Genomic DNA, 15,952 nt, shown 5'->3' on the forward strand with positions numbered 1-15,952 from the left:
ACCTCCCAGGCCTTCGCCGACCACCTGGCCTCTTATGGGATTCGGCCGTCGGTGGGGCGTACGGGGGTGTGTTGGGACAATGCGTGGGCGGAGTCGTTCAACGCGACATTGAAGAATGAGCGCGTGTATCGTATGGTCTACCCCACGCGGGATAAGGCGATAAGGGATGTGGCGGCGTGGATTGAATTGACCTATAATCAAAGACGTTTGCACTCGGGGATCGGGTACCGCACACCCAACCAGTTCGAACGCGAACTACAGCAGGCCGCCACCCCGAAAGCAGCCTGACAAACACACAACAACACCGTGTCCAAAAAACACCCAGCATTCCACACATTCGCGCCGATAACCCGGTCTAAAGCACCACGTTCGCGCCGATAACCCACAAACCGGGTCTCACCCACGAAGTCGGCTGACGGCGGGAGGCGTTCAGACAGCGGTGCCGCCCCGCAGCCCGGCCCAAAAAGCGGTTCGGGTCCGAGCCCCGCTGAGGGGCCCGGACCCGAACTAACCAGGGAGGTTCAGGGACTAGTCAGCTCGGCTCTTCCGTGCCGACACCGAATAGTCTGCCAGCGGCGGGCAGGCCCGACATCGGCCGATCGGAGGTCCGATCCGGCTAGCCGATCGGCCGATACGCGTCCATCAATCGGTCACGGACCGCCCCGTGCCACCGGTCCCCGCACGCCGGTTTCCCGGCCGCCCTTCACCGATCGTTCCGCGGCATCCCAGGGTCCGCCTGGTACGCTCGTTGCGCCCCGATCGGGGCAGTACATATCCGTAGGCAAACAGGTTGACACCGACATGACTGATGTCCCGCCCCCGGAGAACCCGGAACGCGCCCCGGCGACGTCACCGGTCGGTATTCCGCGCATCGGCGTCACCCCCATCGTCGACAGGTCGGCGCAAACCACCCGACCCCCCGCCACCGCCGCGGCCCCCCGCTCGACGACCCTGCTGGTGGACGCCCCGGAGCGCCGCCTGCGCCGTGCCGAGGACCTGCTCGATCTGATCGTGGTCGCCCTCGGCCTGGCCTTCATGATCATCCTGGCGGCCTACGCCCACGCGACCACCACCGGCGTCACCCAGGACGTGCAGAACGCGCTCGCCGTCGTCCTGCGCCGCATCCTCGTGTTTCCCCTGCAGGCCATCGAGGGCCTGATCACCTTCACCGTCCCGGTGGTCGTGATCATGCACAGCCTGCTGCGCCGCGCCTGGCGCACCGCAGGCGAGGCGCTGCTGGCTGGGGTCGGTGGCTTCACCCTGGCCTGGCTGAGCCTGCACGCGCTGGACGCATGGGGACCGAGCATCCTCGCCTCCGGCCTGACCGTGACCGCCTCCGGCACGGCCCGGATCGGCATCTCCACGGTATTCGCCACGCTGGCGGGCCTGCTCACGGGTGCCGGCGAGCGCCACTCCTCCGCCGTCATCCGCTACACCTGGACCGCCGTGTGGATCGTGGTGGGCCTGGCGGTTCTGCGCAGCGCCATCACCCTGCCGGGCGCCGTGATCTCCATCCTGCTGGGACGTCTGCCCGGACTCGCCGTCCGCTACGCCTTCGGCGTCGACGACAACCGCGCCCACGGCATCGCCCTGGTGCGCGCGCTGCGCCGCGCCGGCATCGACGCCGCCCGCGTGGTGCGCATGGACCGGGCCCCGGATGCCCGCGCCTGGATGGTCGAGACGGAGACACCCCTGGGCTACACCGAACGCGTCCGGGAGACCCCGCTGACCACCCCCGCCGCACTCGACGACGCCGATAGCGACACCGCCGCCCCCGTCACCGATGAGGCATCCGCAGCGCCACCCGTGCCGGAGCCGACCGCTCCCGTGCCCCCGGAGGACACCTCCACCATCACCCCGGCCACCGACGTGGACCTCGGCGCCGTGCTGTCGGAGGCCTCCTCCGCGGCGCTCACCGAGGGACGGCTGTCCGCCCACCGCCTCTACGCGGTCTGGGACACGGCGGGCGTACGCCGCGACGTCACCGTCCTGGACGCCGACCGGCAGGTGGCGGGATTCATTTCCACGCTCTGGGACCGGCTGCGCGTCAAGGGGCTGTCGCCGGAGCGGGACCTGTCGGTGCGCTCCGCGGCCGAGCACGCCGCCCTGATGACTCTCGAGGCGGGCCGCGCGGGCGTGCGCACCCCCACGCTGGTCGGCATGGCCGAGGCCGACGAGTCCATGCTGCTGGTGACCGACCACGTCAGTGGCGCCCGGGCCCTGGCCGACCTGGACGAGGTCGGCGACGAGGTGCTAGCCGACCTGTGGGACCAGGTCAGCCGCGCGCACAGGGCCGGCCTGGCCCACCGGGAACTCGACTCGGCCACCGTCGTCGTCGACGACGACGGCGACGTCTGGCTGCTCGGGTGGGACTCTGGGGAGACCATCTCCTCCGAGCTCTCCCGCCGCGTAGACCTCGCCCAGGTGCTGGCCCTGACCGCCTCGCTGACCGACGTCGAGCGCGCCATCGCCGCCGCCTCCCGCTCGCTGAGCACCCAGCAGCTGGCGTCGATCGCCCCCATGCTGCAGCGGGTCGTGCTGCCGGCCGCAACCCGCGAGGCCATGGGCCGGCGCGGCAAGGTGCTGCAGGAGCTGCGCGACGCCCTGGTGGACCTGACGCCCACCGCACACGCGGAGCCGGCCAAGCTGACCCGCTTCTCCCCGCGCACCGTGATCATGGCGATCGTCGGGCTGGTGGCCCTGTGGACGCTGCTGGCCCGCATGAACATCGAGCAGATCACCGACGCCGTGGCCGGGGCGAACATCTGGTGGATCCTCGGGGCCCTCGTCTTCTCCCTGGCCACCTACCTCGGCGCAGGGCTGGCCCTGGTGGCCTTCAGCCCGGTCAAGCTCCCGGTGTGGAAGTCAACCGAGGTGCACCTGGCCTCCTCCGTGGTCTCCCTGGTCGCGCCTGCCGGCGTCGGCGGCGCCGCCATCAACCTGCGCTTCCTGTCCCGCAAGGGGGTGCCGACGGCGATCGGCGTGGCCACCGTGGCCCTGGTGCAGGTGGTCCAGTTCGTCGTCACCATTGTGCTGCTCATTGTCGTTGCCGCTACCACCGGCCAGTCCACCAGCCTGACCCTGCCCAGCGGCTGGGTGGTGCTGATAGCCGTCGTCCTGGTCGCCATCGTCGCCACCACCCTGTTCATTCCCCGGGTGCGCAGCTGGGTGTGGGAGAAGATCGCACCCACCTACCGGCAGGTGTGGCCGCGACTGGTGTGGGTCGTCTCCAACCCGGGGCGGCTGGCGCTGGGCGTGGGGGGCACGCTGCTGCTGAGCCTGAGCTACATCCTGTCCTTCGGGGCGAGCCTGTGGGCCTTCGGGCACACCCTGTCGTTCTCGGTCCTGGCCATCACCTACCTGGCGGCCAACACGGTCGGCTCCGTGGTTCCCTCCCCCGGCGGCATCGGCCCGGTGGAGGTGGCGCTGACCGCTGGCCTGGTCACCGCGGGGGTGCCCAGCGGGGTGGCCCTGTCGACGGCGATCGTGTACCGCCTGGTCACCTTCTGGATTCCCATCCCCGTGGGCTGGCTGAGCCTGCAGCGCCTGCAGCGGCGCGGCGACCTGTGACCGGGGTTGGGGGCAGTCGCGAACCGCACCCGTATAGATCACTGGCTCAGTTATCGAGGGGCAGACCGCCACCGGGGCCCTCCGCATCATCGACGCCGCATCGCCCGTATCCCCAGGTGCAACCAGGGTCAGGCCACGTCAGCGCCTACGGTTGCCGCCCAGCAGGCGCTTGCCGCCGCTCGACAGACCAGGTTGTCCCCCGATCGGATAAGCCGATCGGGGGATGCGCGCGGGTGATATTGCGACAAGGATTGCGACGACGCCATCCTGAAGGAGTCCCTGATGACCACCGAGATCCTCGCCGCCATTGTCGGCAGCATCGTCACCGGAGTCATCACCTATTTCGTGTCCCGCCGCCGCTACCGGAGTTTTCTGATGGCCATGGCGGCCGTGGGCGGCACCATCACCGATGCCGGACTGCTCAACACCCTCAAGGCGATCATCCAGACCCTCACCACCGCCGGAGTTTGCGCGACCGGAGGGGCTGTGCTGCTGGTGGTGGAGGGGAGCCTCCTCAACCCCCTGCAAGTGGCCATCACCTGTGTCGTCATCCTGCTGCTGGCCACCGTGCTCGCCTGGGTTTATGGCAGGTATGCGGTGCTCGCCGAGCTGGCCCGCATCCGCAATCTGGAGATTCCCTACGGTCCCTGGGGACTGCTCCTGGCCGACGGCCACCTCTGACCCGTAGCCGGCCGGACCGGTAGGCCACCCCCAATACTCGATGCACGCCTCGCTTCCGCGGACACGATTCGCGCTTAGAACTCGCTTGAGAGCGTCGGCAGTACGCCTTCTCCCCGTGTGGCTCCCCTCAATCGCAACCGGGGTGCGGGCCGCGGTCTCAGGCACACTTGTTAAGGTGATGTGATCACTGGCGACGACGGGAGAGGAGTCATGGCCGAACTGAGCGATGCCCTAGCCTCCCTGACGGCACGCGCACGCAAGACACTGCTGCGGCCGCCCGAGCCCCTGTCCCGTCGCCGCGTCTACGTGATCATCGGGGCGATAGTCGGGCTCGGAAACCTGGTCGGCAACGTGGTGGTCAATCGGGAGGCACTGAAGCCCATCGATCTCGCCTTCATGGTGGCCACGTTGGTGCTCGTGACCCTCATACCACTACGCCCAGTCCCAAGCGTCATGGCATACCTGGCGTGCTGGGTCCTCCTGCTGTTGATACCCTCTGCGGACTTCGCAGACATGACCATCACCAATCTGGCCTTCCTGTTCTTCCTCGGGCGCTTCTTCCCGCCATGGCCGGCCTTCTCGATGTTGCTCACAACACTTCTCATCGAGGCTGTGCTACTAATGTCTCTGAGCTCGCCAGGCAACGAAATCGCCAATAGCCTCGGCACGCTGTGGTACATGGCGCTGATGGGCGCCCTCCTGGTTCCGCTCGGCGCCCTGGTGCGCTTCATCGAGGCCTCGCGCCTGGCCGACGCCGAGCAGGCGGATGCTCAGTTGGAGGAGATGCGCCTGGAGATCGCCCGGGAGATGCACGACCTCGTGGCCTACTCCATGTCACAGACCGCCCTGCGCGCACAACGGGCCGCTGCCGACACCTCCTACCCGGACCGTGCCCGAGATGAGTTCACCGCCCTCGAGGCGACCGCCTCGGACGCGCTTCACGAGCTGCGCCTGCTGCTGCGCACCCTGCGCCGTCCCTCCTCCGAGCAGGAACAATCAGTTTCTACTACCACCGGCCTGGGGAACGCGGTCACCGATTTGACGATCGCCGTCGGCGCCGTCAGCGCAGACGTCTCCTCCGCCGGCTTCGACATCACCTACCGCCACCTGGGCGAGGTCGTCCCCACCCGCATCCAGGCCAGCACCCTGTCCCGGGTGGCTCGAGAGATGGGAGCCAATATCATCCGCCACGGCGACCCCCATGCCTCCGTCACCATGACGCTGTCCCTGGGTCCGGAGGTGATACGCCTCGTATCCACCAACCGCGTCCGCGACACCAGTGCACATCTGCCCCGCTCGGGCACCGGCATCCTGGGCATGCGGGAGCGCCTGGCCGCCATCGGCGGCACCCTGACCACCCTGTCCGACAACGGTTCCTGGATGGTCACCGCAACCGTCCCCGTAGCCGAATCCCGCCCCATCCTCCTGACCACGGAGAAAAACTCATGATTCACGTCGGCATCGTCGACGACGACGCGCTCGTGCGCCGCACGCTCACCGATCTACTCACCACCGAGGCCATAGGCGACATCCAAGTCGACTGGGCAGCCCGAGACGGCCAGGAGGCACTCGACATCCTGCGCTCGCAAACGCCCGAGGCGCAGGTGCAGGTGCTGCTGCTGGACGTGCAGATGCCGCGCTTGGACGGCATCGCCCTGGCCAAGATCCTGCAACGCGAGCGCCCGGAGATCGCCATGCTCGTGCTGACCACCTTCGTGGCCGACTCGGTAGTCGACCGCGCCCTGGCCGCCGGCGTGCGCGGATTCATCGCCAAGGAGGACCCGGTGGAAACGCTGGCCGCCACCATCCGGCACGTCGCCGCCGGCAACATGGTGCTCTCGCCGAGCTCCTCCGCCATTATCGCCGGCCGGCCGGGCCGAAGCACCCCCACCACCTCCGCACCCCCTGCCACCGCTCCTCATAACACCGCCGACGCCCTGCCCCCGGGAGTCACGCTCTCCCCCCGGGAGATAGAGGTGCTGGCCCTCATGGCCGAGGCCAAGACCAACAAGCAGATCGCTCACACCCTGGGGGTGAGCGACGCCACCGTCAAGACACACGTCTCCGCCCTCATCGCCAAGCTGGGCGTGCAGGACCGCGTGGGCGCGGTCGTCTACGCCCTGCGCGCCGGCCTGGTCTGACCACGTATCCGCCGATCGGCCTAGCCACTTGGGCGATACCGTCCTTCACGAAACGCGTAAGCATATAGCCGTCCGTTGCAAGACCCGCAACACCTCATCTAGCAGAAAGATAATGACTGTGAACCTCATCGACACCGCCGGCATTTACGCCTCGTACAACCCCTGGGTCCTGTTCCTCGGCTACAAGTGGCGTTGGTAATCCTTGCAGCTGCCCAAGGCGGCGCGGCCCGGACCCACCGGGCCGCGCCGTCGTCGTCTTCCGGCCCGCCCTGCCCCCCGAGTCCCCCGATCGAACCCCCCAATCGGCCGATTTGTCCGCCGCCTCGACGGGAGTGGAATACATAACGCTGTAGCAAGCATCAGATACGGGTCCACCCGGGTCCGACTCTCGATGCAACCACGTATCGGCCCCGGCGTCGACTCCCCTTAGAAGAGCAAGCAAATGAACCACACCACTCAGCGGCCCCCGCACCGTCGGCCGGAACCGTGCGACGCGCCCGCAGGAGCCCGAAACACCGTCTCCTCCCAGCGGCTCGGTGAGGCGCGATGACCCGAATGACCCTCCCCCTCAGCCCGATCCGCCGCACGGACGCCCGCCCGCCGCTGCTGTCCCTGTGCGACGAGACCGAGATCCAGTCAGTGCTGGACCTGCTCTCCTTCATCGAGGAGCCGGAACTGGCCGGGCTACGCGTGCTGGAACTGGCCTGCGGCGCCGGTACCGTCACCCTGCCCATGGCCGCCGCGGGCCACCGGGTGCTCGCCACGGACTCCCGTGCCGAGGTGCTCGACCTGCTCACCACCCGCATCGACGACCTGCGGCCCACCCGCCCGGACGTCGCCTCCCGCGTTGAGACGTGCCGGGCAGACATGACGGATTTCCTCTTCGAGGAGCGCTTCAAGGCCGTGTGCATCCCCGCCGGCGCCATCACCGCCCTCGACCCCGAACGGCGCCGCGAGACCATTCGCCTGGCCACCGCGCACCTGGCCCCCGGCGGCAGGCTGATCCTGTCCGCCGAGCACGTGCGCCCCGAGGCGCCCGCCAGCGCCACCTTCACCGCCCGCCCCGGTATCACCCTGACCGAGCGGATCGACCATGCGCGCCGTCGTCGTCGGGTCACGCTTGCCCGGGGCCAGGAGACGCGCACCTCAGACCTGTTCCTGGTCACGCCTCACGACCTCCTGCACGACTTCAAGGACGCGGGCGTCACGGTCGACTACCGGCACTTCATCCCAGACGCCCGGCGTCCCCACCACACCAACATCGTCTTCGGGACCGTGAAACTGCGCTGAGCAGCCCGACCAGGATCGGCCCGGCCACGCATTGCCGTCCATCCGGCCGCCGAGCCTCGGTAGGCTCACATCGATGTCCTCCGCGCACACCCACCCCGGCCAGACCCGGGCGCTCGACCGCCTACCCGCTCACCTGCTCGACCGCCTGCCGGCCGCGTTGGCCGTCGTCATCGGGGCCGCCGTCATGATCGTCTACTCGGTGGGCCAGTGGCGCGCCATGCAGGTGCCCAGCTGGGACCTGGCCATCTTCTCGGAGCTGGCCAAGGCCTACTCGCGCCTGCAGGCGCCGATCGTCCCGATCAAGGGCGAGGGGTACAACCTGCTGGGCGACCACTTCCACCCGCTGCTGGTGCTGCTGGCCCCGGCGTGGCGGCTGTTCCCCAGCCCCCTGACGCTGCTGGTGGTGCAGGATCTGCTGCTCGCGGTCTCCGCCTGGCCGCTCACCCGGCTGGCCACCCGCCTGCTGTCCCGCCCGGTGGCGACGGCGCTCGGCCTGTTCTACGTGCTGTCCTGGGGCCTCCAGGGCGCGGTGGCCGCCCAGTTCCACGAGATCGCCTTCGCGGTGCCGCTGCTGGCGTGGGCGTCGGTCGCCTTCGTCGAGCAGCGCTGGCGCAGCTGCGCCCTCTGGCTGGCGCCGCTCGTCCTGGTCAAGGAGGACCTCGGGCTGACGGTGCTCATGGGGGGCCTGGCCATCGCCCTGCGCGGCCTCCAGGGGGCGCCGCAGCAGCCCTCCCGCCGCGGCCCGGCCTGGTGGCACCGCCTGAGCACCGCCCGGCTGGGACTCGTCGCGGCCCTGTTCGGCGTCCTGTCCTTCCTGCTCACCGTGCTGGTGATCCTGCCGCTGCTGAGCCCCTCGGGCACCTGGGAGTACGGCCTTTCCGACGACGGCGGCCAGACCACGGGCCTGATCGCCCGCCTGTTCTCACCCGCGGTCAAACTTCAGACCCTCGGCGTGCTGGTGTGCACCGCCGGGATCATTGGGGTGGCCTCCCCCTGGATGGCGCTGGTGGTGCCCACACTCGCCTGGCGCTTCGCCTCCTCCAAGGAGTTCTACTGGGACTGGCAGAACTGGCACTACAACGCGGTGCTGATCCCGATCGCGCTCGGGGCGCTGCTCGACGTCGTCGCCCGGCTCAAGGCCCGTCGGCGCGCAACGGCGTCGTCTGAACCGGAACCGCCGCAGCCAGAGCCGACGGGCTGGCTGGCCGCACCCGTGTGGGCGCGCTGGGCGGTTGCGCTCGGCGTTGCCGTCCCGCTGGTCACCGGCGCGGCCACGGTCCGCGACCTGCCGCTGTGGTACATGACGCAGCCCGGCTACGGCGCCGCCTCCACGCGCGCGCAGGCCGCCACCCAGGTCATGGAGCTCATCCCCGACGGGGCCAGCGTCGAGACCGACCTGGGGCTGCTCGCCTACCTGGTGCCGGACCACACCGTCTACTGGGTGGGCACCGCCGAGGTCGACACCGACTACGTCGTCATCGACTCCCTCTCCTCCGCCTGGGGCGGCAATCCGCCTACGGACGCCGCCTCCTGGGCGACCGGACGGTCAAGCACCGGGGCCGTGTACGAGCTGGTGCTCGACACCGGCGGCTACCAGGTGGCGCGGCGGGTCTCCTGAGCAGTCAGCACGGAGCCCGCCGGGTGCCAGGCGTCACATGGGCACCACTACCCGTCACCGGCCGGACCGGCTCGTGGGACGGCCATTCCCAGCGACCGCGCAGCATGTAACAATCCGGGTGTAAACACGGCGGGAGCCAGGCGGCTCAGACCCAGAAAGGCGGACATGTCTCTGTTCATGTGGTGCGCCATCATCGGCTGCGGCGCCCTACTGCTCTCACTTCTGCTCGACGGGCTGTTTGACGCTCTGGACGATCTGCTGTTCGACGGCTCGCTGCCGGTGCTGGCCTGCGCACTGGGAGTCTTCGGCGCAGTCGGCATGGGCGTGCAGGCGCTGGCCGGCCAGCGGCTCTCCACGGCGGTGCTGGTCGGGGTGCCTGCGGCCTTCGCCGTCGCCGCCGCGGCGGGGACGCGCGCCGCATGGGTGCGACTGCGCCGCTCCATGCCACGCAATGCCGTCCCGCTCACTGCCGGTGAGCTGGTCGGCAGCGAGGTGCGGGTGCTGTGGTGGAAGGACGGCCGCGGTGAGGTCATGGCCTCCTCCCGCGGACATCAGGTCACCCTGCCCGCCCGCTCCGACGACGTCCTGCGGGGAGGCACCGTCGCCTGGGTGGTGGACGCGACCGCGGATGACACGCTCGTCGTCGGCCGCATCGACCCGCCCGAGTCACCCCAGCGACCCCCCGACGGGCCGATGACCGCCACCGACTGACCGGCCCGTGCAGCCGCTGCACCGGGCAGCAGTCTCTAAACCCATACCCTCACCCCCCTCACCACGAAAGCACCGTCATGCTCTACGCCATCATCGCCGTCGTCGTCCTGGCGCTCCTGCTGGGCGCCTACATGCTCTCCCGGGTCGTCGTCGTGCCCTCCAACATGACCGGCCTGGTCTCCGGTTCCTCGCGCAATGGCGAGGTCAAGATCATCCGCCCCGGCGGACGCGACTTCGTCCTGCCGATCATCCAGTCAATCCAGTACCTGCCCTTCACCCAGAACACCATCGGCTTCCAGGTGACCGCGGAGGACGAGAACAAGATCAACGTCTCCGTCTCCGCCGTCGCCGCCGTCAAGGTCGGCGACTCCGACCAGCAGGTGCGGGCCGCCGCCAAGCGCTTCCTGGGGAAGCCGAACACGGACCAGGCGATCGCCGACTCCTCCCGTGACGCCCTGATCGGATCGCTGCGCTCCATCATCGGCCACATGACGGTCACCGACCTGATCTCCGACCGCGACGCCCTCCAGCAGAACGTGTTCGACGACGCCAAGTCCGTCATGGCCAACATGGGTCTGGAGATCGACGTGCTGCAGATCTCCGAGATCACCGATGCCTCCGGCTACATCGACTCCCTGGGCGTGCCCGAGCAGCAGCGGGTGGCGAAGGATGCCCGCGTGGCCCGCGCCAACGCCGAGCGGGAGGCCAAGGACGCCGAGGTGTCCTCCCGCCAGCAGATCGCCGAGCGCGAGCGCGACCTGGCACTGCGGCAGGCCCAGCTGAAGGCGGAGACCGACAAGGCGCAGGCGGAGGCCGACTCCGCCGGCCCGCTGGCCCGCGCCGCCAAGAAGCGGGAGATCGCCATCATCGAGCAGGAGGCCGCCGAGGCCAAGGCCGCCCTGACCGAGCGCGAGCTGGACTCCACGGTACGCAAGCCCGCCGACGCCGCCCGCTACCAGCGCGAGCAGGAGGCCGAGGCCGCCAAGGCCGAGTCGATCCGCCGCGCCGAGGCCGAGGCCGAGCGCACCCGCCTGGACGCCGAGGCCCAGGCGCAGGCCACCGTCGCCCGCGCCGAGGCCCAGGCTCGCGCCACCGCCGCCCAGGCCCAGGCGGAGGCCGAGGCCATCGCCGCCCGCGGTCGCGCCGAGGCCCAGGCGGTGCGCGCCGCCGGTGAGGCCGAGGCGAAGGCCATGAGCGACAAGGCCGACGCCCTGGCCAAGTACGGGCGCGCCGCCACCCAGCAGATGATCCTGGACAAGGCGCCGGAGATCGCCCGCGCCCTGGCCGAGCCGCTGGGCAGCGTGAAGGACATGTCGATCATCTCCACCGAGGGCGCCTCCGCGCTGCCCAAGGCGGTGGCCAGCAATGTCGAGCAGCTCGACGCCGTCATGCGCTCACTGACCGGCACCAGCCTGACCGACATGATGCAGCGCCTGAGCGACAACGACTCCGACGCCGCTTAGGTCACTCGGCGGGGCGCCTCAGGCGCCCCGCCGCCTCCCCTCCGCGAGATCGGTAGCAGTTACGTGCCGAGATCGGTAGCAGTTACGTGGCGAGATCGGTAGATAAGGTCGTGCAAGTGCACCGCCTCCTGCACCCTGCGCGGCACCCCAGGCAACCCGCGCTCCACCCCGCCACACCCACCAGCCGGGAAGGGTCCCTTTATCGAGATGCCGCCTAAGGCGGCCGATCTTAGGGCCATGTCGCGGGTAGCGCCGTCGTCGGCTCTGAGAGACTGCCACCATGACGTCACCCACCAGCGGCACCGAGCCAGGCCCGCGGCCCACATCTCGCAGCAATCCGGTCATCGTCTTCCTGCTCATCTGCATCGCGATTCTGCTCGCCGTCATTGCAATCATTCTGGTGCTGCGACCGGACCACTCCGGCGCTGCCAACACCGGCGAGCCGTCAGCTGCGGCGGCAACCGCATCTGCACAGGTGACGGTGGAGCAGACCTCCGCACCGTCGCAGACCGATGCCGACCTGCTGCAGGTCATGCACGCAGAGGTGACCCGCAACTCCGACGACGCTCGCGCCAAGGGTGACGTCGACGCACCGGTGGTGATGGTCGTCTACTCCGACTTCGCCTGCCCCTACTGCACCCTGTTCGCCCAGGAGGTCGAGCCACAGCTGGAGGACCTGGTTCAGGACGGCACGCTGCGCGTGGAGTGGCGCGACCTCGCTCAGATCACCGAGACCTCCCCGCTGGCGGCGCAGGCCGGCATCGCCGCCGGCAACCAGGGGAAGTTCTGGGAGTTCCACGACGCCGTCTACGCCGCGGCGGACCCGACTGATCATCCGGAGTACACCGAGGACTCCCTGGTCGCCTTCGCCGAGCAGGCGGGCGTGCCCGACCTGGAGCAGTTCCGCGCCGATATGACCGACGCCGGCACCGTGCAGGCGGTTGAGGACGCCAAGCAGCACGCCTACGACCTCAACATCACCGGCACACCCTTCTTCATCATCAACGACGCTTATGTGTCCGGATACGCGTCCGCCGACTACATGCGCAACACCATCCTCGAGCAGGCCGCCGCGGCTAAGTGAGTCCGGCACCCGCCCACGCGGAGGGTCCCGCCATCTCGACCGAAGTCGGCACGTGATCCCTACCCGACCCCGGCCCGGGAATGCGAGGGACGGCGTCGGTCGGCACGGTGACGGGCCCTTGCGCCCGGGGCGTGCCGATGTCGGCGAGGGCGGCAGTTGGCCAGTCCCATGGCGACTGTCACAATAGGCCCATAGATCTCCGCACGACCGGCACGAGCCGCGAGAACCATGGGGCGCTGGCGCCCAGTGCGGAGTGTCAATGGAAGACATATCGGATTCTGAGGGAACCAGGAGAACAGCTATGGCACTGAGCATCGGCGTCGATGTGGGTGGAACCAAGATCGCCGCGGGCGTCGTCGACGAGGAGGGCAAGGTGCTGGCCACCGCCCGGCGCGACTCCCCCGCCACCAACCGTGAGTCCATCTTCGCGACCATCGCGGACCTCGCCAACGAGCTCGCCGCGCAGTACGAGGTCGAAGCCATCGGCGTGGGCGCTGCCGGCTTCACCTCCTCCGACCGCAACACCATGGTCTATGGCACCAACCTGGACTGGACCGGCGCCCGCATCGCCGACGAGATCGCCGCGCGCACCGGCAAGAAGGTCGTGGTGGAGAACGACGCCAACGCGGCCGGCTGGGCCGAGGCCCGCTTCGGCGGTGGCAAGGGCGCGCGGAACGTCCTCGTGGTGACACTGGGAACGGGCGTCGGTGGCGCGGTCATTATCGACGAGCATCTGGTGCGCGGCGCCGCCGGCTTCGCCGCCGAGATCGGCCACATCAACATCGTCCCGGACGGACGCCCCTGCGGCTGCGGCCAGCGCGGCTGCCTGGAGCGCTACGGCTCCGGTACGGCGCTGGGCGTCAACGGGTGGGAACTGGCCAAGTTCCAGCCCGACTACGCCGCCCGCATCATCGAGCTCTCAGGTGGAGACCAGAACAAGATCTCCGGCAAGGCGGTCACTGCCGCCGCCCGTGAGGGAGACCCGGCCGCCCTGGAGTGCTACGCCCGTCTGGGCAGCGCCCTCGGCGTCGGCCTGGCCGACCTGTGCGCCGTCCTCGACCCCGAGGTCATCGTGCTCACCGGTGGCCTGACCGAAGCCGGTGACATCCTGCTGGACCCGGTACGCGCCAGCTTCGCCGAGCACCTGACGGCACGCGCCCACCGCCCCGAGATCCCGATCGTCATCTCCACCTCCGGGCAGGAGGCCGGGCTGATCGGCGCCGCCGACCTCGCCCGCCAGGACTGACCCGAACCGACTGGCCGCCGGCGGCGCCTGATGCCCATCGTCAGGCGCCGTCGGCCTGTCCCCCGGGCACGGTCAGGGTGCGCGGGGGCCGGTAGGACCAGTCACGATCGGCGTCGGTGATCTGCCGCAGCACCCGTGCCGGCACGCCGCCCGCCACGACCATGGGCGGGACATTGGCGTTGACGACCGCACCAGCGGCGATCACCGAGCCGCGGCCGATGGTCACCCCCGGCAGAATCGTCACATTCCCGCCGATCCAAACGTCATCCTCGATCACCACCGGCGCGGAGAACTGCTGCCCCCGGTCGCGGACGGCGGGGTGGATGGGGTGCCCGGCGGTAGTGATCATCACGCGCGGTCCGAACATGACCCGGTTGCCGATGGTCACGGGCGAATCATCGATGATCTGGAGTCCGGCGTTGGCGTAGACGGGTGAGCCCACGCGGGTGTGAATGCCGTAGGCGACGTGCAACGGCGGCTCCACCCACACGTATTCGCCGATCTCGCCGAAGATCTGCTCCAGCAGGCGACGGCGTCCGGCGGCGTCACGTGGGGAGGTGGCGTTGTACTCGGCGGCGAGCTCCTTGCCGTGGATGCGCTGGTCGGTCAGCGCCTCCAGGCCGGGGCCTTCATCCACGTACAGCTCCTGGGCGGCCATGCGTCGGCGCACCTCCGCCTCGCGCGGGTCCATGCCCGCATCGGCGCCGGACTCGATGGACTGACTGTGTTGGTTCATCTGCGCTCCTTCGCGTCGAAAACGGTGGCGGCGGGACCGCCCCTCCGAACAAACCTAACCGCCTCGTCGGTCACTGACCTTCCCTGTCTGGACCGCGGTCCCGGATTTGGACCGCCTGAGAGCGCCTCCCAGGCGGTCCGAACTGGTTACGCCCACAGGCGCGGAGGTCCCGCCGCCATATCTGCCGATCTCGGCACGTAACTTCCACCGATCTCGGCGAGGGGGGAGGGGACAGGGAGGGGAGGTGGGGCATCGCACGCACCCACCCCTATGAGGACAGGCTCACCTGAGCTAATGTCTGTGTATTCAGTACCCCAACCATGAGAGGCCCGGCATGACCGTCTCCCGTAAATCCTTCCTGCTGACCGGCCTGGCCGTCCCCGCCGCCGCACTGCTGGCCGCCTGCGGCTCCGGCTCCTCCTCGAAGACTGCCACCTCCGACGCCGCGAGCGCCGTCGCCGTCCCAGCCACCACCGAGGAGATCACCGTCGAGCACGCCTTCGGCACCACCACCATTCCTGCTGGCGCCGCCCGCTTCACCGCCATCGCCTGGGGCAACCACGACGTCGCCCTAGCCCTGGACGTCATGCCCGCCGGCCTGTCCCGCCAGACCTGGGGCGTCGCGGACGACTCCGGCATGCTGGAGTGGACCAGGCAGAGGGTCGACGAGCTGGTGGCCGCCGGCGCCGCCGAGCCGGTCCTGTTCGACGACACCGACGGGCTCGCCTTCGAGGCCATCGCCGAGACCACGCCGGACGTAATCCTGGCCGCCTACTCCGGCCTCAGCCAGGAGGACTACGACACCCTCAGCAAGATCGCGCCCACCGTCGCCTACCCGGAGGTGCCCTGGGGGACCCTGTGGCGGGACATGATTCGCCTGGACTCCCAGGCGATGGGCATGGCGGAGCAGGGCGAGTCGCTGATCTCCGACCTGGAGCAGCAGATCGCCGACGCCGTCGCCGCCTACCCCCAGATCGCCGGCAAGTCGGCCGCCTTCTTCTACATGAGCGAGTCCGACACCTCCACGATCGGCTTCTACACCACCGCCGACCCGCGCACCGCCTTCATGACCGACCTGGGCATGACCATCCCCGCCTCTGTGCAGGCCGTCTCCGAGGCCGACCCCGAGGCCTTCTACAGCGACCTCTCCAGCGAGAACGCCGACCAGGTGGCGGACGTGGACCTGATGATCATGTACGGGGAGGAATCCGACCTGGCCGCCCTCCAGGCCGACCCGCTGATCGGCACCATCCCGGCGATCAAGAACGGCGCCGTGGCCTTCGTCGGCAACGGCACGCCGCTGTCGGCCTCCACCAACCCCGGACCGCTGTCCATCCCGTGGGGCATCGACCAGTACGTCTCCCTCATCGCGGCCGCCGCCGACAAGGCGGACGCTGCCTCCGCCTGAGCTC

The 15,952-nt window shown here is 69.5% G+C and carries 13 protein-coding genes; 12 read left to right on the plus strand and 1 reads right to left on the minus strand.

The window, feature by feature from the left end; all coding sequences use genetic code 11:
* The 11 genes from BLR49_RS03360 to BLR49_RS03410 all read left to right on the plus strand — a co-directional run.
* The coding region (locus BLR49_RS03360; protein WP_143013687.1) for an integrase core domain-containing protein at positions 1-288 on the plus strand (288 nt) is incomplete at its 5' end.
* Between the two features lie 513 nt (positions 289-801).
* Positions 802-3,570 (plus strand): lysylphosphatidylglycerol synthase transmembrane domain-containing protein, encoded by a 2,769-nt coding sequence (locus BLR49_RS03365; protein WP_092533480.1) that lies wholly within the window; start codon positions 802-804, stop codon positions 3,568-3,570.
* A 282-nt stretch (positions 3,571-3,852) separates the two neighbouring features.
* A complete protein-coding gene (locus BLR49_RS03370) occupies positions 3,853-4,251 on the plus strand; it encodes a hypothetical protein (RefSeq protein WP_092533483.1) in 399 nt (132 codons plus the stop codon).
* A gap of 210 nt (positions 4,252-4,461) precedes the next feature.
* Positions 4,462-5,700, plus strand: a complete 1,239-nt coding sequence (locus tag BLR49_RS03375) for a sensor histidine kinase (RefSeq protein ID WP_245690389.1) — start codon at positions 4,462-4,464, stop codon at positions 5,698-5,700.
* A complete protein-coding gene (locus tag BLR49_RS03380; RefSeq protein ID WP_092533486.1) occupies positions 5,697-6,392 on the plus strand; it encodes a response regulator transcription factor in 696 nt (231 codons plus the stop codon). The genes BLR49_RS03375 and BLR49_RS03380 overlap by 4 nt, the downstream gene beginning before the upstream one ends.
* Positions 6,393-6,938: 546 nt before the next feature.
* Entirely contained in the window at positions 6,939-7,682 is a 744-nt protein-coding gene (locus BLR49_RS03385; protein ID WP_092533489.1) for an SAM-dependent methyltransferase, read from the plus strand.
* Between the two features lie 73 nt (positions 7,683-7,755).
* Positions 7,756-9,300: a DUF2079 domain-containing protein gene (locus tag BLR49_RS03390; RefSeq protein ID WP_092533492.1), complete on the plus strand. Its 1,545-nt coding sequence runs from the start codon at positions 7,756-7,758 to the stop codon at positions 9,298-9,300.
* 165 nt (positions 9,301-9,465) lie between these two features.
* Complete coding sequence (locus BLR49_RS03395; RefSeq protein ID WP_092533495.1) at positions 9,466-10,011, plus strand: nodulation protein NfeD; 546 nt, start codon at positions 9,466-9,468, stop codon at positions 10,009-10,011.
* A gap of 77 nt (positions 10,012-10,088) precedes the next feature.
* Complete coding sequence (locus BLR49_RS03400; RefSeq protein WP_092533498.1) at positions 10,089-11,474, plus strand: flotillin family protein; 1,386 nt, start codon at positions 10,089-10,091, stop codon at positions 11,472-11,474.
* A 280-nt stretch (positions 11,475-11,754) separates the two neighbouring features.
* Positions 11,755-12,558 (plus strand): DsbA family protein, encoded by an 804-nt coding sequence (locus BLR49_RS03405; protein ID WP_092533501.1) that lies wholly within the window; start codon positions 11,755-11,757, stop codon positions 12,556-12,558.
* Positions 12,559-12,859: 301 nt separating this feature from the next.
* Positions 12,860-13,804, plus strand: coding sequence for an ROK family glucokinase (locus BLR49_RS03410; protein WP_092533504.1), 945 nt, complete (start codon positions 12,860-12,862; stop codon positions 13,802-13,804).
* Between the two features lie 40 nt (positions 13,805-13,844).
* Here BLR49_RS03410 and BLR49_RS03415 read toward each other — a convergent pair whose 3' ends face one another.
* The gene (locus BLR49_RS03415) at positions 13,845-14,540 is read right to left on the minus strand and encodes a sugar O-acetyltransferase (protein WP_245690391.1); all 696 of its coding nucleotides are present in this window, start codon (positions 14,538-14,540) and stop codon (positions 13,845-13,847) included.
* Positions 14,541-14,874: 334 nt separating this feature from the next.
* On the opposite strand from BLR49_RS03415, the gene BLR49_RS03420 reads away from it, so the two are divergent.
* Positions 14,875-15,948 (plus strand): iron-siderophore ABC transporter substrate-binding protein, encoded by a 1,074-nt coding sequence (locus tag BLR49_RS03420; protein ID WP_092533507.1) that lies wholly within the window; start codon positions 14,875-14,877, stop codon positions 15,946-15,948.
* Positions 15,949-15,952: the final 4 nt, after the last annotated feature.

The organism is Actinomyces ruminicola, assembly GCF_900103885.1.
Classification (GTDB): Bacteria; Actinomycetota; Actinomycetes; order Actinomycetales; family Actinomycetaceae; genus Actinomyces; species Actinomyces ruminicola.